The 26,090-nt window shown below is 60.2% G+C and carries 25 protein-coding genes, 1 tRNA gene, 1 pseudogene and 1 riboswitch; of the genes and pseudogenes, 18 read left to right on the top strand and 9 right to left on the bottom strand.

Annotation, left to right across the window (positions count from 1 at the left end; genetic code table 11):
- Window positions 1–39: 39 nt before the first annotated feature.
- Together FAA97_RS13175 and FAA97_RS13170 are read right to left on the bottom strand one after the other, a co-directional pair.
- Window positions 40–1,872 (bottom strand): ABC-F family ATP-binding cassette domain-containing protein, encoded by a 1,833-nt coding sequence (locus tag FAA97_RS13175; protein WP_136599014.1) that lies wholly within the window; start codon window positions 1,870–1,872, stop codon window positions 40–42.
- 4 nt (window positions 1,873–1,876) lie between these two features.
- On the bottom strand, window positions 1,877–2,530 hold the full coding sequence (locus FAA97_RS13170; RefSeq protein ID WP_136599013.1) for a thiamine diphosphokinase: 654 nt from the start codon (window positions 2,528–2,530) through the stop codon (window positions 1,877–1,879).
- A 127-nt stretch (window positions 2,531–2,657) separates the two neighbouring features.
- On the opposite strand from FAA97_RS13170, the gene FAA97_RS13165 reads away from it, so the two are divergent.
- The 4 genes from FAA97_RS13165 to FAA97_RS13150 all read left to right on the top strand — a co-directional run bounded on the left by FAA97_RS13165 (window position 2,658) and on the right by FAA97_RS13150 (window position 6,955).
- A complete protein-coding gene (locus FAA97_RS13165) occupies window positions 2,658–3,500 on the top strand; it encodes an AAA family ATPase (protein ID WP_136599012.1) in 843 nt (280 codons plus the stop codon).
- Window positions 3,501–3,539: 39 nt separating this feature from the next.
- Window positions 3,540–3,617: riboswitch (SAM riboswitch) on the top strand.
- A gap of 95 nt (window positions 3,618–3,712) precedes the next feature.
- A complete protein-coding gene (gene metA / locus FAA97_RS13160; RefSeq protein WP_136599011.1) occupies window positions 3,713–4,636 on the top strand; it encodes a homoserine O-acetyltransferase MetA in 924 nt (307 codons plus the stop codon).
- Window positions 4,637–4,728: 92 nt separating this feature from the next.
- Window positions 4,729–5,913: a vWA domain-containing protein gene (locus tag FAA97_RS13155; RefSeq protein WP_136599010.1), complete on the top strand. Its 1,185-nt coding sequence runs from the start codon at window positions 4,729–4,731 to the stop codon at window positions 5,911–5,913.
- 31 nt (window positions 5,914–5,944) lie between these two features.
- Window positions 5,945–6,955: an aldose epimerase family protein gene (locus FAA97_RS13150; protein ID WP_136599009.1), complete on the top strand. Its 1,011-nt coding sequence runs from the start codon at window positions 5,945–5,947 to the stop codon at window positions 6,953–6,955.
- Between the two features lie 151 nt (window positions 6,956–7,106).
- Here FAA97_RS13150 and FAA97_RS13145 read toward each other — a convergent pair whose 3' ends face one another.
- The 3 genes from FAA97_RS13145 to FAA97_RS13135 all read right to left on the bottom strand — a co-directional run bounded on the left by FAA97_RS13145 (window position 7,107) and on the right by FAA97_RS13135 (window position 8,626).
- Window positions 7,107–7,865 (bottom strand): hypothetical protein, encoded by a 759-nt coding sequence (locus FAA97_RS13145; RefSeq protein WP_136599008.1) that lies wholly within the window; start codon window positions 7,863–7,865, stop codon window positions 7,107–7,109.
- Window positions 7,844–8,383: a hypothetical protein gene (locus FAA97_RS13140; RefSeq protein WP_136599007.1), complete on the bottom strand. Its 540-nt coding sequence runs from the start codon at window positions 8,381–8,383 to the stop codon at window positions 7,844–7,846. The genes FAA97_RS13145 and FAA97_RS13140 overlap by 22 nt, the downstream gene beginning before the upstream one ends.
- A 168-nt stretch (window positions 8,384–8,551) precedes the next feature.
- A tRNA-Gly gene (locus FAA97_RS13135) sits at window positions 8,552–8,626 on the bottom strand.
- A gap of 264 nt (window positions 8,627–8,890) precedes the next feature.
- Here FAA97_RS13135 and FAA97_RS13125 point away from each other — a divergent pair.
- From FAA97_RS13125 to FAA97_RS13110, 4 genes are all read left to right on the top strand, one after another.
- A complete protein-coding gene (locus tag FAA97_RS13125) occupies window positions 8,891–9,412 on the top strand; it encodes a prolyl-tRNA synthetase associated domain-containing protein (RefSeq protein WP_136599006.1) in 522 nt (173 codons plus the stop codon).
- Between the two features lie 68 nt (window positions 9,413–9,480).
- The gene (gene trxA / locus FAA97_RS13120) at window positions 9,481–10,461 is read left to right on the top strand and encodes a thioredoxin (protein WP_206110019.1); all 981 of its coding nucleotides are present in this window, start codon (window positions 9,481–9,483) and stop codon (window positions 10,459–10,461) included.
- 89 nt (window positions 10,462–10,550) lie between these two features.
- Complete coding sequence (locus FAA97_RS13115) at window positions 10,551–11,228, top strand: LON peptidase substrate-binding domain-containing protein (RefSeq protein ID WP_136599005.1); 678 nt, start codon at window positions 10,551–10,553, stop codon at window positions 11,226–11,228.
- Between the two features lie 2 nt (window positions 11,229–11,230).
- Window positions 11,231–11,428: a Trm112 family protein gene (locus FAA97_RS13110; RefSeq protein ID WP_136599004.1), complete on the top strand. Its 198-nt coding sequence runs from the start codon at window positions 11,231–11,233 to the stop codon at window positions 11,426–11,428.
- Window positions 11,429–11,443: 15 nt separating this feature from the next.
- Here the strand turns inward: FAA97_RS13110 and FAA97_RS13105 are convergent.
- A pseudogene (locus tag FAA97_RS13105) lies at window positions 11,444–12,667 on the bottom strand (ubiquinone biosynthesis hydroxylase); the annotation flags it as partial.
- A gap of 75 nt (window positions 12,668–12,742) precedes the next feature.
- Between FAA97_RS13105 and tesB the strand changes: the two are divergent.
- The 6 genes from tesB (at window position 12,743) to FAA97_RS13075 (ending at window position 20,106) form a co-directional block, all read left to right on the top strand.
- Window positions 12,743–13,627, top strand: a complete 885-nt coding sequence (tesB, locus tag FAA97_RS13100) for an acyl-CoA thioesterase II (RefSeq protein WP_136599002.1) — start codon at window positions 12,743–12,745, stop codon at window positions 13,625–13,627.
- Window positions 13,628–13,843: 216 nt separating this feature from the next.
- The gene (locus FAA97_RS13095) at window positions 13,844–14,194 is read left to right on the top strand and encodes a P-II family nitrogen regulator (protein ID WP_168800995.1); all 351 of its coding nucleotides are present in this window, start codon (window positions 13,844–13,846) and stop codon (window positions 14,192–14,194) included.
- Window positions 14,195–14,222: 28 nt separating this feature from the next.
- Window positions 14,223–15,578: an ammonium transporter gene (locus FAA97_RS13090; RefSeq protein ID WP_136599000.1), complete on the top strand. Its 1,356-nt coding sequence runs from the start codon at window positions 14,223–14,225 to the stop codon at window positions 15,576–15,578.
- A 199-nt stretch (window positions 15,579–15,777) separates the two neighbouring features.
- Complete coding sequence (locus tag FAA97_RS13085; protein ID WP_136598999.1) at window positions 15,778–18,399, top strand: FtsK/SpoIIIE family DNA translocase; 2,622 nt, start codon at window positions 15,778–15,780, stop codon at window positions 18,397–18,399.
- A gap of 124 nt (window positions 18,400–18,523) precedes the next feature.
- Window positions 18,524–19,180 (top strand): outer membrane lipoprotein carrier protein LolA, encoded by a 657-nt coding sequence (locus tag FAA97_RS13080; RefSeq protein WP_136598998.1) that lies wholly within the window; start codon window positions 18,524–18,526, stop codon window positions 19,178–19,180.
- Between the two features lie 122 nt (window positions 19,181–19,302).
- The gene (locus FAA97_RS13075) at window positions 19,303–20,106 is read left to right on the top strand and encodes an exodeoxyribonuclease III (protein ID WP_136598997.1); all 804 of its coding nucleotides are present in this window, start codon (window positions 19,303–19,305) and stop codon (window positions 20,104–20,106) included.
- Between the two features lie 21 nt (window positions 20,107–20,127).
- Here FAA97_RS13075 and FAA97_RS13070 read toward each other — a convergent pair whose 3' ends face one another.
- Both FAA97_RS13070 and FAA97_RS13065 read right to left on the bottom strand, forming a co-directional pair.
- On the bottom strand, window positions 20,128–20,586 hold the full coding sequence (locus FAA97_RS13070; RefSeq protein WP_136598996.1) for a cyclic nucleotide-binding domain-containing protein: 459 nt from the start codon (window positions 20,584–20,586) through the stop codon (window positions 20,128–20,130).
- Between the two features lie 139 nt (window positions 20,587–20,725).
- Window positions 20,726–21,409, bottom strand: a complete 684-nt coding sequence (locus tag FAA97_RS13065; protein ID WP_136598995.1) for a response regulator transcription factor — start codon at window positions 21,407–21,409, stop codon at window positions 20,726–20,728.
- 156 nt (window positions 21,410–21,565) lie between these two features.
- Here FAA97_RS13065 and FAA97_RS13060 point away from each other — a divergent pair, with 156 nt between their 5' ends.
- The 4 genes from FAA97_RS13060 (at window position 21,566) to FAA97_RS13045 (ending at window position 24,845) form a co-directional block, all read left to right on the top strand.
- Entirely contained in the window at window positions 21,566–22,090 is a 525-nt protein-coding gene (locus tag FAA97_RS13060) for a L,D-transpeptidase family protein (protein ID WP_246041452.1), read from the top strand.
- Between the two features lie 149 nt (window positions 22,091–22,239).
- Complete coding sequence (locus FAA97_RS13055) at window positions 22,240–23,070, top strand: aldo/keto reductase (protein WP_136598994.1); 831 nt, start codon at window positions 22,240–22,242, stop codon at window positions 23,068–23,070.
- Window positions 23,071–23,191: 121 nt separating this feature from the next.
- Window positions 23,192–23,989, top strand: a complete 798-nt coding sequence (locus FAA97_RS13050) for a transporter substrate-binding domain-containing protein (RefSeq protein WP_136598993.1) — start codon at window positions 23,192–23,194, stop codon at window positions 23,987–23,989.
- 37 nt (window positions 23,990–24,026) lie between these two features.
- Window positions 24,027–24,845, top strand: a complete 819-nt coding sequence (locus FAA97_RS13045) for an amino acid ABC transporter permease (RefSeq protein ID WP_136598992.1) — start codon at window positions 24,027–24,029, stop codon at window positions 24,843–24,845.
- Window positions 24,846–24,861: 16 nt separating this feature from the next.
- On the opposite strand, the gene ppk2 is transcribed toward FAA97_RS13045, so the two are convergent.
- Window positions 24,862–25,755, bottom strand: a complete 894-nt coding sequence (gene ppk2, locus FAA97_RS13040) for a polyphosphate kinase 2 (RefSeq protein WP_136598991.1) — start codon at window positions 25,753–25,755, stop codon at window positions 24,862–24,864.
- Window positions 25,756–26,090 lie beyond the last annotated feature (335 nt).

Below are 26,090 nucleotides of genomic sequence, written 5' to 3'. Positions count from 1 at the left end.
TGAGGCCCGACTTGAGGACTGGCAAGCAAGGCAAGTGCCTCAGCCCTCCAGCTCCTCGCGCAACATTTCGAGTTCCAGCCATTTCTCTTCCATGCGGGTGATCTCCGCCCGCAGCTTTTCCATCTCGGCGGCCAGCTTGTTGAAGGTGGCAGGATCCTTGGTGAAGAGGTTCGGATCGGCCATCTTTGCCTCGCGGGCAGCGATTTCCTTCTCGGCCTTTTCCATCTCCTTCGGCAGGTTCTCGAGTGCGAACTTCTGCTTGAAGGAGAGCTTGCCCTTGCCCTTCGAGGCGCCATCGGAAGACTTCGGCCCTGCGGCTTCCTGCGCCCTGGCGCGCTCGGCCTTTTCGACCCGCTTTCGCTCGTCCTCGACGCCCTTGCGCTGGGCAAGCATGTCGGAATAGCCACCGGCATATTCGATCCAGCGCCCATCCGGCGCATCCGGATTGGCCGGCGCGATTGTCGAGGTCACTGTGCGATCGAGGAAGTCACGATCATGGCTGACGAGAATGACCGTGCCGGAATAGCCGGCAACGATTTCCTGCAGAAGATCGAGCGTCTCGATGTCGAGGTCGTTGGTCGGTTCGTCGAGGATCAGAAGGTTGGACGGCTTCGCCATGATCCGGGCAAGGATCAGGCGTGCGCGCTCGCCGCCGGAAAGATTGCGGATCGGCGTGCGGGCCTGCTCCGGCGCGAAGAGGAAGTCCTTCATGTAGCCGGTGACATGCTTCTGCTCGCCGTTGACGAGCAGGTTCTCGCCGCGTCCATCAGTCAGGTAATGCGCGAGCGAATCATCCGGGTTGAGGTCCTCGCGCTTCTGGTCGAGCACCGCGATCTCCAGATTGGTGCCGAGCTTGACGATGCCCTGATCGGGTTCGAGCTGACCGGTCAGCATCTTCAGGAGCGTGGTCTTGCCGGCCCCGTTCGGCCCGATCAGACCGATGCAATCGCCGCGATGGACGCGGATCGAAAACGGCGCGACGATCGGCCGGTCGCCATAGGTCTTGACGATCTTGTCGGCCTCGATAACCAGCTTGCCGCTTTCCTTGCCTTCGGTGATGGCAGCGGAAATCGTGCCGGTTGGCCCTTTGTGGCCGCGATACTGGGCGCGCAGATCCTGCAGATTGCCAAGGCGGCGCATGTTGCGCTTGCGCCGCGCGGTCACGCCATAGCGCAACCAGTGTTCCTCGCGCTCAATCTGGCGACCGAGCTTGTGCTGCTCGATCTCTTCCTCTTCCAGCACCTGGTCGCGCCATTCCTCGAAATGGGCGAAACCGCGATTGAGGCGCCGCGACAGGCCGCGATCGAGCCAGACGGTGGCGGTCGAGATCTTTTCCAGAAATCGACGGTCGTGGCTGATCAGAACCAGCGCGCTACGCGTCTTGGAAAGCTCGCCTTCCAGCCATTCGATCGTCGGCAGGTCGAGATGGTTGGTCGGCTCGTCGAGCATCAGGATGTCGGGTTCGGGCGCCAGCACGCGGGCAAGGGCCGCACGACGGGCTTCGCCGCCGGAAAGCTGCTTCGGATCTTCCTGGCCGGAGAGGCCAAGATGGGACAGCAGATAGGTGACGCGATAGGGATCATCGCCCGGCCCGAGACCGGCTTCGGCATAGGCCTGGACGGTGGCATAGCCGTCGAAATCCGGTGCCTGCTCCAGATAGCGGATCGTCGAGGACGGATGACGGAAGACCTCGCCCGACTGCGCCTCGACGAGACCGGCCGCGATCTTCATCAGCGTCGACTTGCCCGAACCGTTGCGGCCGACCAGGCAGATGCGGTCGCCGGGCTCGACCTGCAGGCCGGCCCCGTCGAGCAGCGGCGTACCGCCAAAGGAGAGCTTGATGTCGTCGAGTTTGAGAATGGGCGGCGCCAAGGCTTCAGGCTCCTGAGAGATCGTAGGGGCGGGCGAGCAGGATCGCGCGTCCATGGCTGAGGGTGACGGAAACCGGCCCTTCCGCAATATTGGATATCGTGCGCGACGAGCCGAAAGGCAGCGTGAAATTGCGCAAGGGATAGCGCGCATTCTTGATGGTGAGGCCAGTCAGTTCGGTGAAACCGAGGACGGAAAACAGCGAGCCCTTGGGCAGCTCGACCGCCAGTTCGCTCTCTTCGACAAAGGGAAAGGCTTCCTCCTCGCCCGAGGTGAGCACCACCTCAAAACCGTCTTCGACGAGGCCGAGCGCATTGAGATAATGCTGCACGACGTGATCGGACCGGCCACCGCCAAGCGCGCCGGCAAAGATCAACCGGGTGGCGCCGCGGGCAATCGCTTCCGCCACGGCGATCTCGCCATCGGTCGCCGCCTTTGTGGCCGGATAATTGCGCCGTTCGACAGCGGGATAGCGGGCGATCAGATCGGCATCGCTGCTGTCGAAATCGCCAACCCAGAGCTCGGGCGTGACATCGAGCACTGCGGCATGGCGCATGCCGCCATCCGCTGCAATCACGCGGCTATCTGCGGTCAAAGCCTTGAGTCGCTCGGTCACGACTAGCGATCCGCCGAGCAGGATGGTGAAGGAAGAAATGGTCATGGCAAGCCCTTAGCGCATCTTGAAGCAGAAGGGAAAGCGCTTCCGCGTTATCAATCCCGTCTCCTATGCGAGCCTTGCCTGTTGCGAAACCTGTCACTAGGTTTGCCGCACGCTTTTGGAGTGCAAGATGCAGTTCACCGGAACCGCCGACTACATTGCCGACAAGGACCTGATGATCGCGGTAAACGCCGCCATCCGGCTGGAACGGCCACTGCTGGTCAAGGGCGAACCCGGCACAGGCAAGACGGAACTGGCCCGGCAGGTGGCAGCAGCACTCGGTCTCGACATGCTCGAATGGAGCATCAAGTCGACCACCAAGGCACAGCAGGGGCTTTACGAATACGATGCCGTGTCGCGCCTGCGTGACAGCCAGCTCGGCGACGCCCGGGTGAATGACGTGCAGAACTACATCCGGCGCGGCAAGCTGTGGCAGGCCTTTGCGGCGGAGAAGAAAACGGTATTGCTGATCGACGAGATCGACAAGGCCGATATCGAATTTCCGAACGACCTGCTGCAGGAACTCGACCGCATGGAGTTCCACGTCTACGAAACGGGCGAGACGGTGAAGGCCCGCGTTCGGCCGATCGTCATCATCACCTCCAACAACGAGAAGGAGCTGCCGGACGCCTTTCTGCGCCGCTGCTTCTTCCACTACATTCGCTTTCCCGATGCAGAGACGCTGGAGCGCATTGTCGAGGTTCACTATCCCGGCATCCGGAAGGGGCTTCTCCGCAATGCGCTGACACAGTTCTACGAGATCCGGGAAACGCCGGGCCTGAAGAAGAAGCCGTCAACGTCGGAAGCACTGGACTGGATCCGGCTTCTCGTCGCCGAGGACATCGATCCGGCCGAGCTGCGCGGCGATGTGAAGAACGCGCTGCCGAAACTGCACGGCGCGCTCCTGAAGAACGAGCAGGACGTGCACCTCTTCGAACGGCTGGCCTTCATCGCGCGACGCGAGGGGCGTTAGGCTGCCCATTGATTCGCGAGGGCGACAGGCGTACATAGAATGCGGTTCCGTGGTGATTTGGCCGGCCGGCTTGCAGCCACGTAAAATAAGTCGCTAAAGGGCCGAGGCGAGTTATCAGACTTTCCAAGGACCGGTGGCGATCTGTTCAAGCTGCCGGTATTTTTGTTTCCGCGGTCTGACGACCGCCGTGACAGGGAAAGTTCGAGAGTAAGATGCCGATCAGGATCCCCGATACGCTGCCCGCCTTTGAAACCCTCGTCAATGAGGGCGTGCGGGTCATGACCGAAACCATGGCCGTGCGCCAGGACATTCGCCCGCTGCAGATCGGCCTGCTCAACCTCATGCCGAACAAGATCAAGACCGAGGTCCAGTTTGCCCGGCTGATCGGCGCTTCGCCGCTGCAGGTCGAGCTGACGCTGGTGCGCGTCGGCGGCCACAAGGCGAAGAACACGCCGGAGGAGCATCTCCTGTCCTTCTACCAGACCTGGGATGAGGTGAAGGACCGGAAGTTCGACGGTTTCATCATCACCGGCGCACCCGTGGAGACGCTGCCCTTCGAAGAGGTGAACTACTGGCCGGAACTGCAGGAAATTCTGAACTGGACCGAAACCAATGTTCATTCGACCATGAATGTCTGCTGGGGCGGCATGGCGGCGATCTACCACTTCCACGGTGTGCCGAAGCACCCGCTGAAGGAGAAGGCCTTCGGGGTTTACCGCCACCGGAACCTCGCTCCATCCTCCGTTTATCTCAACGGCTTCTCCGATGACTTCCAGGTGCCGGTATCGCGCTGGACCGAGGTCCGCCGGGCCGATATCGAAAAGGTGCCGGATCTGAAGATCCTGCTCGAGAGCGACGAGATGGGTGTCTGCCTGGTGCAGGAAAAGCGGGCGAACCGGCTCTACATGTTCAATCACGTCGAATACGACTCGACCTCGCTGGGCGACGAGTATTTCCGCGACAAGAATGCCGGCATCCCGATCAAGCTGCCGCACAACTACTTCCCGCACAACGACGACACGCTGACGCCGCTCAACCGCTGGCGCGGCCATGCGCATCTGCTGTTCGGCAACTGGATCAACGAGATCTACCAGATGACGCCCTATGATCTGAACGAGATTGGCAAGGATCTCTGACGGCCGGGCGAGCCCGGATGCATTTCGCTGGGACATCGGGGCCGCTCTGTGAGAGAGTGCGCCCCAACGTTTTCCCGACGGCGTCATAACAGATGTTTCTGCCCTTCTTCCTCCGCCTTAGAGACGAAAAGATCCCCGTGACGCTGCGGGAATACCTTGCCCTGCTCGAGGGTCTGGAGGCAGGGCTGGTCGATTTCGACCCTGAAGGTTTCTATTATCTCGCCCGCACCACCCTGGTGAAGGACGAGCGCTTCATCGACCGCTTCGACCGGGTGTTTTCCGAGATCTTCGGCGGCGTGCTGAGCGAGAAGGCCGCTGATGGTGTCGACCGCCAGGCAATCCCTGAGGACTGGCTGCGCAGGCTCACGGAAAAGCATCTCTCCGACGAGGACAAGACACTGATCGAGGCGCTCGGCGGTTTCGACAAGCTGATGGAAACGCTTAAAGAGCGGCTTGCCGAACAGAAGAAGCGCCATCAGGGCGGCAACAAGTGGATCGGCACGGCCGGCACATCGCCGTTTGGCGCCTATGGCTACAACCCCAAGGGCGTGCGCATCGGCCAGGATGAAAGCCGGCACCGCCGGGCCGTGAAGGTCTGGGACAACAGGGAATTTCGCAATCTCGACGACCGGGTGGAGCTTGGCACGCGCAACATCAAGGTGGCGCTGCGACGCCTGCGTCGCTTCGTGCGCGAAGGATCGGCCGAGGAATTCGACCTTGGCGGCACGATCCGCTCCACCGCCGAACACGGCTATCTCGACGTAAAGACGAGACCCGAGCGGCGCAACGCGGTGAAGCTTCTGATGTTCTTCGATATCGGCGGCTCGATGGACGACCATGTCCGGACCGTCGAGGAACTGTTCTCCGCCGCGCGGTCCGAATTTCGGCACATGCAGTATTTCTACTTCCACAACTGTCCCTATGAGCGGGTGTGGAAGGACAATCAGCGCCGCCACGTGGATACGGTCCCGACCGAAGACATCATCCGCACCTTCGGCCCGGACTACCGGCTGATCTTCGTCGGCGATGCAGCCATGAGCCCCTACGAAATCACCCATCCGGGTGGATCGGTGGAGCACTGGAACACGGAAAGCGGGGCTGCCTGGCTCGACCGCCTGACCGGGCACTTTCGCCGGCATCTCTGGATCAACCCGCTGGCGGAGCGGCAATGGGACACTACGATGTCGGTCGGATTGATTCGCCGCCTGATCGGCGATCGCATGTATCCGCTGACGCTGGGTGGGCTGGAACAGGCCGCGCGCGAACTTTCGCGCTGATTACAAAGACAAAGGTGAGGACAAGAGCATCATGATGAGAGACGTCTTCGGCACGCTGCCGACGGGAGAACAAGTGGAAAAGGTCGTGCTGACCGGCGGCGGCCTCACGGCTTCGATCATCACCTTCGGGGCGGTTCTGCAGGATCTGAGGCTTGAAGGCCATGATGCGCCGCTCATTCTCGGTTTCGAGGATCTCGACAGCTACCTGAACCACTCCCCCTATTTCGGCGCGACGCCCGGGCGCTGCGCAAACCGCATCGGCAAGGGCCGCTTCACGCTCGATGGCGTGGACTATCAGCTTGAGCTCAACGAGCGCGGCGTCTCCCACCTGCATGGCGGCTCCGACGGCATGGGGCGGCAGCTCTGGACGATCCTTGAACAGGATGCCGCAAGCGTCGTGATGGAGGTGGTCGATCCCGATGGCCGCGCCGGCTATCCGGGCACCGTGCGCATCCGGGCGACCTTCACACTGAAGGAAGGCGGCGTGTTTTCCGCGCTTTACGAAACCGTGACCGACAAGCCGACCATCGCCAATGTCTGCCATCACGCCTATTTCAATCTCGACGGCAGCCCGGACATCCTGGACCACGAGCTGATGATGGCTGCCGACCACTATACACCCGTCGACGCCGCCCTCATCCCGACCGGCGAGATCAGCCCCGTCGACGGCACCGCCTTCGACTTCCGCGCGATGCGGCCGATCCGCCGCGAACGCGACGGACAGCAGATTGGCTACGACCACAATTTCTGCTTTTCCGACAAGCGGGTGGAAAAGCGCAGCGTCGCCAGGGCGCGCAGCCCGCAATCCGGCGTGACGATGGAGATCCTGACGACGGAGCCGGGAGTGCAGTTTTATGCCGGCGGCAAGGTTGCCCCTGCCGTCCCCGGCCTGGACGGTCGCGCTTATGGCGCCTTTGCCGGTTTCTGCATGGAAACGCAGGTCTGGCCCGACGCGATCAATCACGCGGGATTCCCGAATGCGATCCTGCGCCCCGGCGAGGTGCTGCGCCAGGAGACGGATTACGTGTTTTCGAAGGGCTGAAATCAACTAGAGCCGGCTGCGGGGTGACCTGCAGTCGGTCATGATGTAGGCGCTTAGCAAAGTGGATTTAAAGCAGTGGCGCGAGTTGATGGATCTGTGAATGAGCCGACGCTCAGTGAGAACGAAGCAACCAAGCAGAGACGGCGCGCGATTAGGCCGCAGCCCGATATGCATCTAGTTCGCTGTTGGCGGGCATCACCAAATCTGCAGATGATGACAGGATTTGACGTAACGACGCGTCGGTTTTATCATAGTCCGACAAGACTATCGCCGTTCGCGGACGCTCAACCATAGAAGAAATATCGCCAACTTTCATATGGGCGAACGCAACCGAAGACGGAGCCGGGGTCACAAACTCAAATATGGCGACCACGTTGGAATTATCCGTGACTACAGCGTCTACGTTCCAAGCTTTTGTGGAACCTCTATATTCGACATCAAAAGTAGCTTTAGCCCCAAAGGCGTTTAGGATCTGCTGAACAAACAGCTCCCTCGATTCTCTCACACGCAGGCGGTCAAGCGCGAAAAGGGTCCGTTCAACAGCTACGGCGGAAACATTTGCAATCAAAGCGACAGCCGCAGGCAATTGTTGCCTACTGGCTTTCAGTATGAAGAATGACCGCTGATCGTAGCTGACGCCGAATCGTCTCGCCACGTCAACCGCGATACGTTGAAACTGACTGGCACCGCCGAGCATGTCACAATTCATGCTTGCATAGCCATCATCCGACACAAAAAAGCTATCACCATTCTCATCCAACCGCACCACAGCATGGGAGCCATTCGGGTAGGTGACCGCCGTAGTGACGAACGCAGAATAACCTTCAACGCTCGCGTAGGAAAGCGATCGCGCGACTTCGTCGGCAATCTTTTGCAAGCTTACGTTCTTTACACCAAGCTGGGAGACCATGGCGGAGGAGGCACCTTTTCAATGTCAGGACACTTCCATACGATAGCACAGAAATGAAGATAGTCTGAAAAACTTTCAATTCCATCTGGCAGTGGCGCAGCCACACCTACAGCCTCCTGCAAGAATACAAGCGGAGTTTGCTCCCGGTTCAAATCAAAAGGATGCCAGCGGTCAAAATATGTCATCAACGCATAATCCTTTGGCGCGGTGGCCGGATTGCTGTGAGGCCTCCGAGGGCGCCACTCAACTGGATTTAATCTTGCGGCACGCGGCATGAAGGGCAACTTTAGTTCGATCTGTCCGTAAACGTCCCTGTCCCAAACATCCGCTGGTGTTGCCAACCTGGCCGCAACCCCACCACCAAGCTGGCCATTGATACGCAAAGCTGCTTGCCATTCAAGCTTGCCAGATGTTCGGTTCTGAACAAGGTACCAGTCCGAAAAGGCGTCTATGTTTTTGGCAGCGTCATTGACATTTTCCAGGTGCTGCAAAAGCTTAAGCCCTTGTTCTGGCGTCACGCAATTCCCCTCCCGCTTGGATGAGTAGTGACCATGCCCGATACCCTCATGGCTTGCAAGGATATGGCAAGAACAGCAAAGACGCAGAGTATTCAAGTTACACGTTACGCCACAGGCACGAGTATGGTGACCATTCAACGCGTCTACACATGGAAGATTGAGAAGAAATGGAGCGGGTGAAGCGATTCGAACGCTCGACCCCAACCTTGGCAAGGTTGTGCTCTACCCCTGAGCTACACCCGCTCATAACCGCGATCCTGGGGTAGTGTCTGGATCGTGGGCCGTCCGTCTTGCGGCGACGGGCGGTATATGGCCCAATCGATTTTCAAATGCAACAGGGAAATGACGTGGAGATGCGAAAAAAATGCAATTCGCTCGAAAAAATCTCGCAAGCCACGGAAATGACGGGATTATTTGGCGCAAACAAGATTGCGCCAGGGGCTTTGGAAGCATAGTTCTGGCCGAAAGCAGAGCTGAATGGCCAAGGCACGCACAAAGGACTGATTGATGACGCCTGAGACCGCTTCCGTACCGCCGGCAACGGCTGACGACCTCTTCCGCTTCCTCGACGCGTTGGGGATCGGCCATTCCACCAAGTATCATCCGCCGGTATTCACCGTGGCGGAATCGGTTTCGCTGCGGGACGAGATCCCCGGCGGCCACACAAAAAATCTCTTCGTCAAAGACAAGAAGGGCAACTTCTTCCTGCTGACCGTCGAGGAAAATGCTTCGGTCGATCTGAAGACGGTGCATACGCTGATCGGAGCCGCGAGCAAGGTTTCCTTTGGCAAGCCGGAGAAGCTGATGGAATATCTGGGCGTGGTACCGGGCTCGGTGACCGCCTTTGGCGCGATCAACGACAAGGGGCATAATGTAACCTTTGTGCTGGATGCTGATCTGATGGAACACGACACGATCAACTGTCACCCGCTGACCAATGACGCGACAACATCCATTGGCCGCGACGATCTCCTTCGCTTCATGGAGGCCACCGGACACAGGCCGCTTGTCTTGAAAGTCACGGGCTGACATATGATCTTGTAAGGATCGTCCGGACCTCAACTTGCGGGCCGGAACAAGAGGCGGGAGTTTCGCGCATGAGCGACTATGGAAATCCATATGGGGGCTATGGCAGTCAGACGATGACCGCCAATGCACAAATTGGCGGTGCACCGGCACCGGCAGGCGGCGCCAACCCTGCCGACCTGATCAAGGACACGACGACCGCAGCCTTTGCCAAGGATGTGATGGAGGAATCGCGCAACCAGCCGGTTCTCGTCGACTTCTGGGCACCCTGGTGCGGCCCCTGCCGTCAGCTGACCCCGATTATCGAAAAGGCGGTCAAGGAAGCCGGTGGGCGCGTGAAGCTCGTCAAGATGAACATCGACGACCATCCGGCCATTCCCGGTCAACTCGGCATCCAGTCGATCCCCGCCGTCGTCGCCTTTGTTGACGGCAGGCCCGCAGACGGCTTCATGGGCGCCTTGCCGGAAAGCCAGGTCAAGGCCTTCATCGACAAGATTGCCGGCCCCGCCGGTGCCGATCAGGCAGCTGAAATCGCGGCCGTGCTCGAACAGGCCAACGAATTGCTGGCCGCCGGCAATATCGACCATGCCGCCCAGCTCTTTGCCGCGATCATCCAGGCTGATTCTGACAATGCCAAGGCACTTGCCGGCATGGCGGAATGCATGATTGTCGCCAACCAGCATCAGCGTGCCCGCGAACTGCTGACCAATCTGCCGCCGGAAATTGGCGGCGCTGCCGAAATCCAGGCTTTGCTGACGCGTCTCGATCAGATTGACGAAGCCCGCAAGCTTGGCGATCCGGTTGCGCTCGAACATACGCTGTCGCTCAATCCCGACGATCACGCGGCACGTCTGAAGCTTGCCAAGATCCGCAATGTCGAGGGACGCCGCGACGAGGCCGCCGATCACCTGCTCCTGCTGATGAAGCGCGACCGCAGTTTTGAGGATGATGGCGCGCGCAAGCAGCTTTTGCAGTTCTTCGAGGTTTGGGGACCGAAGGATCCGGCAACGATTGCCGCACGCCGCAAGCTGTCTTCAATCCTGTTTTCCTGAGCCGTCGCCGGGCTTGAGTTTTGCCCGGCGCTCTCCACATAGGAGTGACTGAGGCGGGCACAAAGGCCCGCCAGACGGGATAAGCGCCGATGCAAGTTGGAAATGCCAGATATCTTTCGGAAAAGGACCTGCCGGAGAAACTGCCGGTCTTTCCGATTTCCGGTGCGCTGCTTCTGCCGGGCGGCCAATTGCCACTCAACGTGTTCGAGCCACGCTACCTTGCCATGCTGGACGACGCGCTCGCCAGCAACAGGCTGATCGGCATGATTCAGCCTGCGTTAACGGAAGCCCAGACGAACATTCTGCCGGAACGCCCGGCGCTGGCGCCGGTCGGCTGCATCGGACGGATCACATCCTTCTCCGAAACCGGCGACGGTCGCTATATCCTTTCGCTTTCAGGTGTCTGCCGCTTTCGGCTGATGGATGAGGTGCCGGGCAGCAAGCTCTATCGCTGCTTCAAGATTGCGCCCTTCATAGCGGACCTTGTGAGTAGCGAAGACGACAGCCAGGTCGATCGCGCCGGACTTCTGGCAGCCTTCCGGGCCTATCTCGATGCCAACAAGCTGGAAGCGGACTGGGAAAGTGTCGAGCGTGCATCCAACACGACGCTGGTCACCTCGATGGCGATGATGTCGCCCTTTGGCCCGGCCGAAAAGCAGGCGCTTCTGGAGGCTCCCGATCTCAAGACCCGTGCCGAAACGCTGGTTGCCATCACCGAAATCGTGCTGGCGCGCACCTTCGGCGATTCGGACACGATCCTGCAGTGACCATGGCCGCCAACCTTGCCAGCACAGCGGACGTGAAAATGCTGGAGCTGCTCGTCTGCCCGCTCACCAAGGGAACGTTGCGCTACGACCGCGAGCGCAACGAACTGATTTCCGAAAAGGCCAAGCTCGCCTATCCGATCCGCGACGGTATCCCGATCATGCTGGTATCGGAAGCACGTAAACTCCCGACACCGACTTAGGTTTTCCGCCTTGCGTCAGATGGCTTGGCCGGCGAGCAGCCGCGGAGCATTGGCCGTTGCCGTGCCCGCCGCTTCGCGGATGAAATAGGATTTAAGCGCTGGCACGCGATCCACCAGCCCGAGGCCAAAGTCGCGCAACACCCGGATCGGCGTCACATCATTCGAGAACAGCCGGTTGAGCACATCCGTCGTCACGCCCATGCGGAAGGTGTCGAAGCGACGCCAGGTCTGGTAGCGCTCAAGAACGCTGATGGAGCCGATGTCGAGACCCAGGCGATCTGCATCGACAACGGTTTCGGCAAGAGCCGCCACATCCTTGAAGCCGAGGTTGAGGCCCTGGCCGGAGATCGGGTGAATGCCATGCGCCGCATCGCCAGCGAGCGCCAGGCGCGGCGCGACGAAGGCACGCGCGAGCGTGAGCCCGAGCGGAAACGCCCGGCGATCAGTCGTGGCACGGATGGTGCCGAGCTTGTGACCGAAGCGACGCTCCAACTCTGCCTCGAAGAGAAGGTCATCGGAGGCAACGAGACGATCGGCATCTTCCGTGCGTTCCGTCCAGACCAGTGACGAACGATTGCCGGTGAGCGGCAGGATGGCGAAGGGCCCGGCGGGCAGGAAATGCTCTTCTGCGACACCTTCGTGCCGGCGCTCATGCTCGACAGTCGTGACAATGCCCGACTGGCCATATTGCCAGGTGACGGTTCTGATCCCCGCCAGATCGCGAAGCTTCGAGCGCACACCATCACAGGCGACGACCAGGCGGCTCATGATGGTGGAGCCATCCGACAGGGTCAGTTCGGCGGATGGACCGGTATCGCGAAAACCGGTTGCCTTGAGACCATGGCGAATGGCGATGCCGCGTGCTGCGCAGGCATCGCGCAACGCCGCGACCATCGACACATTCGGGATCATATGGGCAAAGGGACGCCCATCTTCGACCGAGCCATCAAAGGTCAGGAAGACCGGGCGAACCGGATCGGAGGTTTTTGAATCCGTTACGATCATCCGGTTGATCGGCTGCGCATCGGGCTCGATCCGCTCCCACAGACCGAAGACGTCGAGCATCTTCGTTGCGGCGGAGATGATGGCGGACGCACGTGGGTCTTTTTTCCAGGCATCCTCAGGAGCCGCCTCGACCACTTCGACGGAAAGATGCGGGGCCGCCTGCTTGATTGCGACAGCAACCGACAGTCCGACATAACCGCCACCGACGACGAGCACATCCAGCATCGTACATTCCTTTGCACTTGTAGACTTTCTTCACCCCTATATAGATCAGCCTTGCACAAGTGCCTACACGCGGAGCCATGCAATATGTCGCAGCCACACGGACAAACCGAAGCCATGCAGGACCTGATCGCGCGTCTCGATCTCGAAAAGCTGGAGGAAAACCTGTTTCGTGGCAGCAGTCCGCAAAACGGCTGGCAGCGCGTCTTTGGCGGACTTGTCATTGCTCAGGCACTGATGGCAGCCCAGCGCTGCGTGGAGCCTGACCGCCCCGTCCATTCGCTGCATGCCTATTTCATGCGACCGGGCGACCCCTCGATTCCGATCATCTACCAGGTCGAGCGCATTCGCGATGGGGCATCCTTCACGACAAGGCGGGTCGTGGCCGTACAGCATGGCAAGGCGATCTTTTCCATGTCGGCGTCGTTCCAGATCGAAGAACCCGGCTACGATCACCAGATCAACCTTCCGAATGTGCCGATGCCCGAGAGCCTGCTTGGCGAAAAGGAATTCCGCGAAGTCTTTCTCGCGAATGCGCCGGATCTCGTGAAGAAATATTGGGGTCGTGAGCGACCGATTGAAATACGCCCCGTTTCGCTGACCCACTACGTGTCCAACGACAAGCTGGAACCGGAGGCGCATATCTGGGTGAAGGCGTCCTGCATCGTTCCTGACGACAGGCACTATCAGGCAGCCGTGCTTGCCTATCTGTCCGACATGACCTTGCTCGACACCTCGCTGTATGCACACGGCACATCGATCTTCGATCCGGACCTTCAGGTGGCAAGCCTCGACCATGCCATGTGGTTTCACCGCCCCTACGATCTGAGCGACTGGATGCTCTACACGCAGGACAGCCCAAGCGCTGCCGGCGCACGCGGCATGACACGCGGCAGTATCTTTACCCGTGACGGACGGCTGGTCGCTTCGGTGGCCCAAGAAGGGCTGATCCGCAAACGGGCAAATGCGTAAACTTTACGCAGCGCGGAAAAAATGCGCAAAAATTATGCGCTCAACGGGCGTTCAAATGCCCGTTTTCTGACATCTCACGATAAGACCTCAATAAATCAATAACTTATTGGCCAATTTGAATCTGGCACGCCTTTTGAATGTCTAGAACCGGTCGCTGAGCGAAATGTTCCCGCTGGCGGCAAGGAGAGTCGGCTCCGAGCCGAGGACAAGCAAAGGATGGGAAACCAGATGAAGATTGTGATGGCTATTATCAAGCCGTTCAAGCTGGACGAGGTGCGCGAGGCGCTGACGGCAGTGGGCATCCAGGGACTGACCGTGACCGAGGTCAAGGGCTATGGGCGCCAGAAGGGTCACACCGAAATTTACCGCGGTACCGAATATGCCGTGAGCTTTCTGCCGAAGCTGAAAATCGAAATCGCCGTTGCCTCCGAGCTCGTCGACAAGGCCGTCGAGGCGATTGCTGCTGCCGCCAAGACCGGCCAGATCGGCGACGGCAAGATCTTCGTCTACGCGATCGACCAGGCCGTGCGCATCCGCACCGGCGAAACCAATACCGAAGCCTTGTAAAAACGGCGGTTAGGGGAGTTTTTCACACATGCAGTTCAATTCAATTACCAAGCTTGGTCTTGGCGCCGGCGCGGCGGCCCTTCTGGCCCCGGTCATCGCCCTTGCCCAGGAAGCCGCCCCGGCCGCCGTTGAGGCCGCTGCTGCCGCACCTGTCCCGAACAAGGGCGATACCGCCTTCATGTTCCTTTGCACGATCCTGGTTCTCTTCATGCTGATGCCGGGCCTCGCCCTGTTCTACGGCGGCCTCGTCCGCGCCAAGAACATGCTGTCCGTGCTGATGCAGTGCACGGTCGTTGGCGCTGCGATCATGCTGGTCTGGGTGATCTACGGTTACTCTTTTGCCTTCGGCGGCTCGACGAGCCCCTATTTCGGCGGCTTTGCCAAGATGTTCCTCGCGGGTGTCACGCCCGAGAGCACGGCTGCGACCTTCTCTGACGCCGTCATTCCGGAATACATCTTCATCATGTTCCAGATGACCTTTGCGGCCCTGACGCCGGCTCTGATCGTCGGCGCCTTTGCCGAACGCATCAAGTTTTCCGCGGCAGTCGTCTTCTGCCTGCTCTGGGTCACGCTCGTCTACTTCCCGATTGCCCACATGGTCTGGGATGCCAACGGCCTGATCTTCGGCTGGGGCGCTCTCGACTTTGCCGGCGGTACCGTCGTTCACATCAATGCCGGTGTTGCCGGCCTTATCGGCTCGATCATGATCGGCAAGCGCGTCGGCTACGGCAAGGACATGATGGCCCCGCATTCGATGACACTGACCATGGTTGGTGCTGCCATGCTCTGGGTTGGCTGGTTCGGCTTCAATGCCGGCTCCAACCTCGAAGCCTCCGGCGGCGCGATGCTCGCAACCGTCAACACCTTCATTGCAACGGCGGCTGCGATCGTTTCCTGGGTCCTCGTCGAAGCCCTGACCCGCGGCAAGGCCTCCATGCTTGGCGCCGCCTCCGGCATGATCGCCGGCCTGGTTGCGATCACTCCCGCTGCCGGCATCGCCGGTCCGATGGGCGCCATCGTGATGGGCCTCATCGTCTCGCCGCTCTGCTACTTCTTCGTCGCCGTGGTGAAGAACAAGTTCGGTTATGACGATACCGCCGACGTCTTCGGCGTACATGGCATCGGCGGCCTCTTCGGTGCGCTCGCCACCGGCGTCTTCGCATCGGCCTCGCTCGGCGGCATCGGCTATGCCGATGGCGTGACCATGGGCGCCCAGGTCTTCACCCAGCTGAAGGCCGTCATCGTCACCATCCTGTGGTGCGGCATCCTCTCGGTCATCCTCTACAAGCTGGTCGATATCGTCATCGGCCTGCGCGTACCGGTCGAAGCCGAACGCGAAGGTCTCGACCTCGCCTCGCACGGCGAAGCCGCCTACCACAGCTGATCGGCCTCCCAAGACTGATGGCATGAAAGTGCGCCCGGGTCCCCAAGACCCGGGCGTTCTTGCGTTCAGCGTCACCTGCGCGACACAGCGCATGGTTAATGCGCCATTAACCCCGAATCCTGTAGGGTGAATGCCACATCCTGGCCAGAATCGGCCTCTGACATCTATTCGGGGAACTCCTGAGCGCAAGGCAGAGACTATGACACGAGGCAATGCAGCCACTATGGACGACGAACAGCGAGGGTTCGTGTTGAAAACCTTTGTCTGGCGGCAGATCTTGGCGCTTGCCGGCTTTGGCCTGTTCCTGCTGCTTCTGGCAGCCGTTGCCGCCCTCTCCACCTGGAACGTTTCCGATCCGAGCTTCTCCTATGCCACGGACAGCCAACCGACCAATCTGATTGGTCTGGGCGGCGCCGTGTTTGCCGATCTGATGATGCAGTTCTTCGGCCTTGCAAGCCTGCTTGCCCTTCTGCCCGTTCTCGCCTGGTCCTTTGCGCTGATCGGCAGCCGGTCGATGTCGCGTATTCCCGCACGCTTCGGTGCGTGGATTGTCGGCTCGATCGTGAGCGCTGCGATGATCGGCTGCTTTCCGCCGCCAGCCACCTGGCCGCTGCCGTCCGGAACGGGCGGCGTGATCGGCGATCTGATTTTGCGCTTTCCCGGTCTTTTCATCGGGGCATATCCCACTTCGACCTACGCCATGGTGCTTGGCGTGGTTCTGGCCATTCCCGCGGCCCTTCTCCTCCTGTTTGCCGCAGGGTTGATCGGCAAGACCTCGGGTGAAGACGAGAGTGCAGAGACGATCCCGGCGCCGATGTCTGCACGGCAAAAGGCCCGTGCGCAGGCCCCGAGCGAGGATGAGGATGATGAAGAGGCCGAAGGGCCGATCGCCCTCGCCATGGGCGCGCTCACGCACAACTGGTACACGGCGCGTGCGCGGATCCGTCGCCTGCTTGGGCTGAAGTCGAAAGACCGCAACCATCGGGATTTCGACCAGCCATACGATTTCAACGATGACGAATTCAGCCTGCTGAACGAGCCGACGCGCGCGAAAGCGGCGCAGCCCGGCTCGCGGATCGAGCCCTCGCTCACCGGTACGCCGACACGGCTGTCGCAAGCGCGGACAATGGCCGACGATGCGGATCTTGATCTCGACGACCTGCCGCGCCCAGCCGGGATCCTGGCCGACGACGAGCGCATGGCGCCCTCGCGCAAGATGGGTGCCTCTCCCCGGGTGGCAGCAGCCCAGGCCAGGCCGAAAGCTGCAGCGCGGGTCGAAGAGAGCCGCAAATCCCGCAATGGACCAGGCGGGTTTGAACTGCCGGATGTGCAACTGCTCGCCGAACCGCGGGCCGTGGCCCGCGATGCCTCGCTTTCAGCCGAAGCGCTCGAACACAATGCCCGCCTGCTCGAAGGCGTTCTGGACGACTTTGGCGTCAAGGGCGAGATCATCCAGGTGCGCCCCGGTCCTGTCGTCACGCTTTACGAACTGGAACCGGCGCCGGGCATCAAGTCTTCCCGTGTCATCGGCCTTGCGGACGATATTGCCCGCTCGATGAGCGCGATCGCCGCACGTGTGGCTGTCGTTCCCGGCCGCAACGCCATCGGCATCGAGCTGCCCAACCAGAAGCGCGAGACCGTGTACCTGCGCGAATTGATCGCCTCGGGCGAATTCGACAGCAACAAGGCCAAGCTCGCCATGGCGCTGGGCAAGACGATTGGCGGCGAAGCGGTGATTGCCGACCTCGCCAAGATGCCGCATCTGCTCGTTGCCGGCACCACCGGCTCGGGTAAGTCGGTGGCGATCAATACCATGATCCTGTCGCTGCTCTACAAGATGACGCCAGAGCAGTGCCGCCTGATCATGATCGATCCGAAAATGCTCGAACTCTCCGTCTATGACGGCATTCCGCACCTGCTATCCCCTGTTGTCACCGATCCGAAAAAGGCGGTCGTCGCGCTCAAATGGACCGTCCGGGAGATGGAAGAGCGCTACAAGAAGATGTCGAAGATCGGTGTGCGCAACATCGATGGCTTCAACACCCGCGTGGCCCAGGCGCTCGAAAAGGGCGAGGTACTGACGCGCACCGTGCAGACGGGCTTTGACCGCGACAGCGGCGAGGCGATTTACGAAACCGAAGAATTCGATCTGCAGCCGCTACCCTACATCGTCGTCATCATCGACGAAATGGCCGATCTGATGATGGTCGCCGGCAAGGACATCGAAGGCGCCGTCCAGCGCCTCGCCCAGATGGCCCGTGCCGCCGGCATCCATGTGATCATGGCAACGCAGCGCCCTTCCGTCGACGTCATCACCGGCACGATCAAGGCGAACTTCCCAACGCGCATCTCCTTCCAGGTAACCTCGAAGATCGACAGCCGCACCATTCTCGGCGAACAGGGGGCCGAACAGCTGCTCGGCCAGGGCGACATGCTCTACATGGCCGGCGGCGGGCGCATTCAGCGCGTCCACGGTCCTTTCGTTTCCGACCAGGAAGTCGAGGAGATCGTTGCCTATCTCAAGACGCAGGGCGCGCCGCAGTATCTCGAGGCCATTACCATCGACGATGAGGATGGCGAGGATGGCGGCGGCCCGGCGGGCACCGGCAATCTGGGCGAGTCCGACGACCCCTATGATCAGGCCGTGGCCGTGGTGCTGCGCGATGGCAAGGCGTCGACATCCTACGTTCAGCGTCGTCTCGGCATCGGCTACAACCGCGCCGCTTCGCTGATCGAACGCATGGAACAGGAAGGCATCATCAGCCCTGCCAATCATGCCGGCAAGCGCGAGATCCTGGTGCCGACGGAAAGCGATATCTGACACAGGCGCAGACCATGAATGGAACAATGGAGACCCCGGACGAGTTGCCGCACGGACGCTCTCCAAATCGCCATGAAGCCGCCGCGTTTGTGGGGGAAACCCTGAACAATTCAAGGAGTACCAAATGACACACAAGACTGACCGCGCTGCAGGACTGCCGGCTCTGGCAAGCCGCCGCCAGTTCGTGCTGGGTACCGCCGCATTCATGGCTTTGGCCGCTCTGCCCTTTCCAGGAATGGCGGCAACGGATGCTGCCCAGCAGATTGCCGACCATTTTTCCGGCGTGAAAACCATGACCGGCGAATTTGTCCAGTTTGGCCCGCGCGGCGAACAGACCGGCGGCAAGTTCTTCATCGAACGTCCGGGCAAGCTGCGCTTCAACTACGAAAAACCTTCGCCGATGCGCGTCATCTCCGACGGCAAGAATGTTGTTATCGGCAATTCCAAGCTTAAGACCTGGGACATCTACCCCTTGAGCAAGACACCGCTCAGCATGCTGCTGGCCGATCGCATCGATCTCGGCAACCAGCTGGTCCGCGACGTAAAGGAAGAAGCTGACCTGACCACCATCGTGCTGGGTGACCGGACCATCTTTGGCGAGTCGACCATCACGCTGATGTTCGACCCCAAGACCTATGAACTGCGCCAGTGGACGATCACAGACATGCAGAAGAAGGATACATCTGTCATGATCTTCAACGTCCAGAACGGCGTGCAGTTCGATCCGAGCGTCTTCGAAATCCCCTATGCCGAAGTCCATGGACAGAAGCGCGGCGGCTGATCGCGCAATAACACCGGCTCTCAGTTGTGGAGAAAGGCGGCAGGGTGAGAGACCCCGCCGCCTTTTTCTGTTCAGGCCCCGGCAAACCGCCTAGAAAGCGTCAGGCACCGAAAGGATATCGCATGACGCTTTCCATCAGCACCTGGAACATCAACTCCGTCAGGCTGCGGTTGCCGATCGTCCTCGATTTCCTGCGCCAGGCCAATCCGGACATACTGTGCCTGCAGGAGATAAAGTGCCAGAACGACCAGTTTCCGAGCGAAGCGATTACTGAGCTTGGCTATTCCAACATCGTCATCCACGGCCAGAAGGGCTATCACGGCGTGGCGATCTGCTCGAAGTTGCCGCTGACGGAAGATCATCGACAGGATTATTGCGGCGTCGGCGACAGCCGGCACATTTCTGCAGTCTTTGCCTGGAACGGCCGCCGCATTCGCCTGCACAACTTCTATGTGCCTGCCGGCGGCGACGAGCCCAATCGCGAGATCAATCCGAAATTTGGCCACAAGCTCGATTTCATCGAAGAGATGAAACTGCTCTCGGCCGATGGCGAGCCAGAAACCTCGGCAATCCTGGTGGGGGACCTGAACATCGCGCCGCTTGAACATGATGTCTGGTCACACAAGCAGATGTTGAAGATCGTGAGCCACACGCCGATCGAGACGGAAGGACTGACAGCGGTCATGCAGGCCGGTAACTGGGTGGACCTGATGCGCCAGCAGGTGCCGGCAACGGAGAAGCTTTATACCTGGTGGAGCTACCGGGCCAAGGATTGGGCGGCAGCGGATCGCGGACGTCGGTTGGACCACATCTGGTCCTCGTCAGACCTTGCCTCAAGCCTTGTCGGGATCGATGTGCTGAAAGATGCACGCGGCTGGAACCAGCCATCCGACCATGTGCCGGTCACCGCCCGTTTTGCCGTTTGATAGCAGACGATCCATCGCCAGCTATTCTCCGAAGTGATGGCCGAGCGCGGCGGCCCCTTTCACCAGATCCTCCAGCGACTGCTTGATGCGCGCCTGAATGAGGCGCGCCATCGGCGGATACTCTTCCAGCAGCCGATGAAAAATGGCGCGCGTCAGCCGAAGCACATCCGTTTCGGTGGCGGCGATGGCCGTGTATTTGCGCTCGACCATCGTCACCAGAGCCAGTTCCGACAACATGACGCCGGCGCCTGCAGATGCCTGTTTATAGGGCTGGTTGCCACGCCCCATGACGTAGAGATCGAGACGCCCGCGCACGACCACATAGGCGCAATCGGCTGGCGCCTTTTCGCGAAACAGCGCCTCACCCGGCCCGATCACCCTGTGCTCTGCCCCAAACGCGATCAGCTTTACCTGATCCTTGTCCAGGTTGGAAAAGAGCGGGACCGCCGAGAGCAGCTCGATATCGTCACTGAGTGCCATGAACGATCCTTTGTCATCTACCCGCTCGTGATAGCACGAAGACGGGCACTTCATAGCGCTCGTTTAACGCAAAACGGGGCGAGAAACGAGCCTTTGCCGTTTCTCATCCCCGTCTGTGTCGACGATTGGGCGAATACGCTCAAGGAACGATCTTGTAGCCACCGTTTTCAGTGACCAGGATCTCCGCATTGGAGGGGTCCCGCTCGATCTTCTGACGCAGGCGATAGACATGGGTTTCGAGGGTATGCGTGGTGACACCGGAGTTGTAACCCCAGACCTCTTCAAGCAGCACGTCGCGCGTGACCACCTTTTGATCGGCGCGATAGAGATAGCGGATGATGGCGGATTCCTTTTCCGTCAGACGGATCTTCTTGCCATCCTCCGTGGTCAACAGCTTCTGCGACGGCTTGAAGGTGTAAGGCCCGACGCCGAAGGTCGCATCTTCGCTCTGCTCGAACTGCCGCAACTGGGCGCGAATGCGGGCGAGCAGGACTGCAAAGCGGAAGGGCTTCGTGACATAATCGTTGGCACCGGCTTCGAGACCGAGGATCGTATCGGAATCGGTATCATGGCCCGTCAACATGATGACGGGAGACTTGAAACCGCCCTTGCGCAACAGCTTGACCGCCTCACGGCCATCCATGTCCGGCAGGCCGACATCCATGATCAGGAGATCGATCTGGTTAGCCTTCACCGTCTGCATGGCGGCTGTGGCCGTGCTCTCCTGAAGCAGGGAGAACTCCTCGTACAACGACAGCTGCTCGACAAGAATCTGGCGCAGATCTTCGTCATCATCCACGAGCAGAATGGTGCGGGTCGTCATCCAGTTTCCTTCCAGCCAGGTTATCGCTGCGCTCTTGTTGCTTCGGCAAGCGGCATGTAAGCGTTTGCCCGATCATTTGAAGTGCTATGAATACACCATTCTTCACGAACAAGGCAAAATGTCGTGACCTGCAAGTCGGACCGGACGAAAAGAGGCGTGTCGCAGCTGAAGATACTGTGTGTGCGACCGGCACCGGGCAATCGCAGCCAGGCGATTCTTCAGGCAGGCCCGTTAAGGCTGCGCGCGGCCCTCGGACGGAGCGGGACGACAAGCCGCAAGCGCGAAGGCGATGGCGCAACGCCGATTGCGGACATGGCACTGCTCTACGGTTATCGCCGCGACCGACGGATCAGCGGTGCTGGGACAAGCCTGCCGATGGTTCCCGCACGCGCGGACATGCTGTGGTGCGATGCCGCCGCGCATGCGGCCTATAACCGCCCGGTGCGTGCGCCCTTTGCCGCCAGCCACGAGACGCTGCGGCGCAAGGACGAACTCTACGACATCGCCATCGTGATGGACTGGAACATTCGCTCGCGCAAACGCGGATGCGGCTCGGCGATCTTCTTTCACATTGCGAGACCCGGTTACACGCCAACGGAAGGATGCGTCGCCATCCATCCGCGCGACATGCGCCGCCTGCTGCCGCATCTGGGGCCGAAGACACGGCTTCAGGTTCGCTGATCCGGTCTTCAGGGAAATTGGCCCTGAGACCCTCTTTCAATTGGGGAGGCTAACTCTAAGTTTACGCCTGCCCGCGTTGCGACATCCGTCTTGCACCTGCCAGTCTTTTTCGGCCAACGGGCCCCATCCATTTCCGGGAGATCAATTTTATGTCCGAACAAACGCACATCACCCTCAACGACGGCAACAGCATTCCCCAGGTCGGCCTTGGCGTCTGGCAGACGCCGAATGACGAGGCAGCACCTGCCGTGAAAGCTGCACTCGATGCCGGTTATCGCCATGTCGACACCGCAGCCGTTTACGAAAACGAGGAAGGCGTCGGCGCAGGCATCCGCCAGTCCGGCATCGATCGCAAAGACATCTTCCTGACGACCAAGCTCTGGAACACCGACCAGGGATATGATTCGACGCTTAAGGCCTTTGAGGCCAGCCTGAAACGGCTGGGCACCGACTATGTCGATCTCTACCTCATCCACTGGCCCTCCGCTCATCGCGGCCTTTATGTCGACACCTGGAAGGCTCTGGTGAAGCTGAAGGAAGAGGGCCGGGCAAAATCCATCGGCGTCTCCAATTTCTATCCGGAGCATCTGGAAAAGATCATTGCCGAAACAGGCGTCGTGCCGGTCATCAACCAGATCGAACTGCATCCCGATTTCCAGCAGCGCGAGGCCCGCGCCTTCCACGAGAAGCACAAGATCACGACGCAATCCTGGAGCCCGCTTGGTCAGGGCAAGCTGCTGGGCAATCCTTTGATCGGCAAGATCGCCGAGCGCCTGGGTCGGACACCGGCGCAGGTGATCATTCGCTGGCACATCGACAACGGCCTCGTGGTCATTCCCAAATCCGTGACGCCCTCGCGCATCGCGGAAAACTTCAAGGTCTTCGATTTTGCGCTGTCGGCCGAAGATCTCGAAGCTCTCAATGCGCTCGACAATGCCGCAGCGCGCATCGGCCCCGATCCGAAGATCGCTTCGTTCTGACCCGTTGCGGTGGCCACCCGTATGAGGTGGCCACCGCCATGCCCGGTTCATCGGGATGCTCTCCCTTGCCAGCGGCGCTTGAGATGTGACAGTGTGCGCTGCCACATTTCGGGAGATATCCATGTTGTTCCGCCGCGCCGTTCTCGCCGGTCTGTCGACCCTCGCCCTCCTCCCCTTCAGCGCCGTCGCGCAAAGCCTGCCGGATCTCGGCGGCAAGACCATCGTCGTCGTGACAGAAAACGCCTATCCGCCGCTGCAATTCGTTGACCCGAAGTCAGGCGAGCAGATCGGTTGGGAATATGACGCGATGAACGAGATCGCCAAGCGGCTGAATGCCAAGATCGAATACCAGACCACCTCTTGGGATGCGATGATCCAGGCCGTGTCAGACAGTCAGTACGAGATCGGCATGACCGGCATCACCATCAAGGACGACCGCAAGGAGAAGGTGGACTTTTCCGATCCTTACATGCGGTCCGAGCAGTTCATGCTGGTGCGTGGCGATGAGACCCGCTTCACCGACGGCAAGAGCTTCGGCGCGTTCGAAGAGGGCCTTGTCGGCGCGCAGCCGGGCACCTCTCCGTTCTACACAGCCGTCTACGAAATCCTTGACGGCAACGAGCAGAATCCGCGCATCAAGCTGTTCGAAACCTTCGGCGCCACGGTCCAGGCGCTTAAGACGGGTGACGTCGATCTGGTCCTGACCGACAGCGTTGCGGCCAAGGGTTATGTTGATGCGTCCAATGGCGGCCTGAAGGTTGTCGGCGGCGCACTCGGCGCAGAGGACTTCGGCTTCATCTTCCCGAAGGGCTCGGAGCTTGTCGCCCCCGTCAACGCGGCCATCGCCGCGCTGAAGGCGGACGGCACGTTCGACGCGCTGAACAAGAAGTGGTTCCTCGACTACAAGATGGGCGAATGACGCCGAGAGGCGCTTCGCAGCAAAAGGCGGGCACGTAATGGCATTTCAGACCCTGCCCGCCTCCGACAAAGGCGACCGGCCTTGGTGGCTTGTCGCCTTCGGCGTGATGGCGCTTGCCATTGGCATCGTCATTTTTGTGAGCGATCTTTACGCCCAGGTTTTCGGGACGGTGGTGAAGGGCCTCGGCGTCACCGTTTTCGTCACCCTTGTTGGCTTCGCGCTGGCCTCGATCCTTGGTCTCGGCATCGCCCTTCTCGGCATGGCGGACAGCACCGTGCTTCGCCAGATCGCCCGTTTCTATGTCGAAGTGGTGCGCGGCATCCCGATCCTGGTGCTACTCTTCTACATCGCCTTCGTCGGAGCACCGGCCTTCGTCGCACTTTACAACATCGTCACCGCCCCGCTTGCTACATCAGGTCTTCTCGAGCCCATGGTGGTTCGCGACATTTCGCTGATGTGGCGCGCGATCATTGCGCTGATGATCGGCTATTCGGCCTTCATTGCGGAGATCTTCCGCGCCGGCATCCAGTCCATCGACAAGGGTCAGATTGAGGCAGCCAAGGCACTTGGGCTCACCCGCACCCAGCGCTTCCGCCTGATCGTCCTTCCCCAGGCGATGCGGGTCGTCTTTCCGCCGCTGTCGAACGATTTTGTTGCCATGGTCAAGGATAGCTCGCTGGTCTCGGTACTCGGCGTGGCCGACATCACCCAGATGGCCAAGGTCTATGCCTCCGGCTCCTTCCGGTTTTTCGAGACCTACTCGATCGTGGCCTATGTCTACCTGATCCTGACCATCGGTTTGTCGATCCTGTTGCGCGGCTTCGAGCAACGCATGCGCGCCCGAAGCCAGCGCTGAACAGCCCCGGCTCGGGTCAGTATTTCTCCGGAACGTACATTTCCTCCGGCACCGGATGGCGGCTGTAGTCCGCCCCCCGGACACGCGCCGGCAGCTCGATCGTCTCCTTGGGCACATGCTCGTAGGGGATCTGCGACAGAAGATGGGCGATCATGTTCAGTCGCGCCTTCTTCTTGTCGACGGCCTGCACCACCCACCAGGGGGCTTCCGGGATATGGGTGCGCTCCAGCATCTCTTCCTTGGCGCGGGTATAATCCTCCCAATGCACACGGCTTTCGAGATCCATCGGCGAGAGCTTCCACTGCTTGAGCGGGTCGTTGATCCGCATCTGGAAGCGGAACTCCTGCTCCTCGTCGGTAATCGAGAACCAGTATTTCACCAGGATGATCCCGGACCGCACCAGCATGCGCTCGAATTCCGGCACCGAGCGGAAGAACTCCTCGAGTTCGTCGGGCGTGCAGAACCCCATGACGCGCTCGACACCGGCGCGATTGTACCAGGAGCGATCGAACAGCACCATTTCGCCGGCCGTCGGCAGATGCTGGACATAGCGCTGGAAATACCACTGGCTGCGCTCCCGCTCCGTCGGCGCCGGTAGCGCTACGACGCGACAGACGCGGGGATTGAGACGCTGGGTCACCCGCTTGATCGCACCGCCCTTGCCGGCCGAATCGCGCCCTTCGAAGAGCACGATCATCTTCAGCTTCTTGTACTGGACCCAGTCTTGAAGCCGCACGAGTTCGTGCTGCAGGCGAAACAGCTCGCGGAAATAGATCTTCCGGTCGATTGTCGGCTCGGAAAGACCGTCGGCGACGAGTTCATCCAGCCGATCCTCCTCCATCTGCTGTTCCAGCTCCTCGTCGAAACTGTCGATGATCTCATTCTTGATGCGATGTATCTCGTCATTCATGATCGCGGCATTCCCAAACAGTGTCCAAGCTGCAGACGATGAAGCATGTTTGCGCGAATGCTTCATGACAACAGTTTGTCATCGAGCGGCCGCCAGCCGGATTGCCGGAAAATCGGAAATCTGTTAGAAACCCAATCATGGGATCGAAATTCGGATGCCTCGCGAACCAGTTTATCGTGCTGCAGGACCACAAGCGTCTGCCGGCACGCTTTTTTGCGCGCATCCAAGGGGCTCTGGCGAGCCTTCGCGGCTGAGCTCCCGCGACCGCTTTGGCGGCGTCGATAAGACCTCAAAAAATCAGAAATCCCGTTACCTCAGTCTGGATGGAACTCACC

It is taken from the genome of Peteryoungia ipomoeae, from assembly GCF_004912165.1.
GTDB lineage: Bacteria > Pseudomonadota > Alphaproteobacteria > Rhizobiales > Rhizobiaceae > Allorhizobium > Allorhizobium ipomoeae.
This window is presented reverse-complemented; position numbering and strand designations above follow the sequence as displayed.

Excerpts from the sequence above, each read along its gene's own strand:
- FAA97_RS13170 (WP_136599013.1), bottom strand. The coding sequence starts at position 2,530 with ATGACCATTTCTTCCTTCACCATCCTGCTCGGCGGATCGCTAGTCGTG.
- FAA97_RS13165 (WP_136599012.1), top strand. The coding sequence starts at position 2,658 with ATGCAGTTCACCGGAACCGCCGACTACATTGCCGACAAGGACCTGATG.
- metA (WP_136599011.1), top strand. The coding sequence starts at position 3,713 with ATGCCGATCAGGATCCCCGATACGCTGCCCGCCTTTGAAACCCTCGTC.
- FAA97_RS13155 (WP_136599010.1), top strand. The coding sequence starts at position 4,729 with ATGTTTCTGCCCTTCTTCCTCCGCCTTAGAGACGAAAAGATCCCCGTG.
- FAA97_RS13150 (WP_136599009.1), top strand. The coding sequence starts at position 5,945 with ATGATGAGAGACGTCTTCGGCACGCTGCCGACGGGAGAACAAGTGGAA.
- FAA97_RS13145 (WP_136599008.1), bottom strand. The coding sequence starts at position 7,865 with ATGGTCTCCCAGCTTGGTGTAAAGAACGTAAGCTTGCAAAAGATTGCC.
- FAA97_RS13125 (WP_136599006.1), top strand. The coding sequence starts at position 8,891 with ATGACGCCTGAGACCGCTTCCGTACCGCCGGCAACGGCTGACGACCTC.
- trxA (WP_206110019.1), top strand. The coding sequence starts at position 9,481 with ATGAGCGACTATGGAAATCCATATGGGGGCTATGGCAGTCAGACGATG.
- FAA97_RS13115 (WP_136599005.1), top strand. The coding sequence starts at position 10,551 with ATGCAAGTTGGAAATGCCAGATATCTTTCGGAAAAGGACCTGCCGGAG.
- FAA97_RS13110 (WP_136599004.1), top strand. The coding sequence starts at position 11,231 with ATGGCCGCCAACCTTGCCAGCACAGCGGACGTGAAAATGCTGGAGCTG.
- tesB (WP_136599002.1), top strand. The coding sequence starts at position 12,743 with ATGTCGCAGCCACACGGACAAACCGAAGCCATGCAGGACCTGATCGCG.
- FAA97_RS13095 (WP_168800995.1), top strand. The coding sequence starts at position 13,844 with ATGGGAAACCAGATGAAGATTGTGATGGCTATTATCAAGCCGTTCAAG.
- FAA97_RS13090 (WP_136599000.1), top strand. The coding sequence starts at position 14,223 with ATGCAGTTCAATTCAATTACCAAGCTTGGTCTTGGCGCCGGCGCGGCG.
- FAA97_RS13085 (WP_136598999.1), top strand. The coding sequence starts at position 15,778 with ATGACACGAGGCAATGCAGCCACTATGGACGACGAACAGCGAGGGTTC.
- FAA97_RS13080 (WP_136598998.1), top strand. The coding sequence starts at position 18,524 with ATGACACACAAGACTGACCGCGCTGCAGGACTGCCGGCTCTGGCAAGC.
- FAA97_RS13075 (WP_136598997.1), top strand. The coding sequence starts at position 19,303 with ATGACGCTTTCCATCAGCACCTGGAACATCAACTCCGTCAGGCTGCGG.
- FAA97_RS13070 (WP_136598996.1), bottom strand. The coding sequence starts at position 20,586 with ATGGCACTCAGTGACGATATCGAGCTGCTCTCGGCGGTCCCGCTCTTT.
- FAA97_RS13065 (WP_136598995.1), bottom strand. The coding sequence starts at position 21,409 with ATGACGACCCGCACCATTCTGCTCGTGGATGATGACGAAGATCTGCGC.
- FAA97_RS13055 (WP_136598994.1), top strand. The coding sequence starts at position 22,240 with ATGTCCGAACAAACGCACATCACCCTCAACGACGGCAACAGCATTCCC.
- FAA97_RS13050 (WP_136598993.1), top strand. The coding sequence starts at position 23,192 with ATGTTGTTCCGCCGCGCCGTTCTCGCCGGTCTGTCGACCCTCGCCCTC.
- FAA97_RS13045 (WP_136598992.1), top strand. The coding sequence starts at position 24,027 with ATGGCATTTCAGACCCTGCCCGCCTCCGACAAAGGCGACCGGCCTTGG.
- ppk2 (WP_136598991.1), bottom strand. The coding sequence starts at position 25,755 with ATGAATGACGAGATACATCGCATCAAGAATGAGATCATCGACAGTTTC.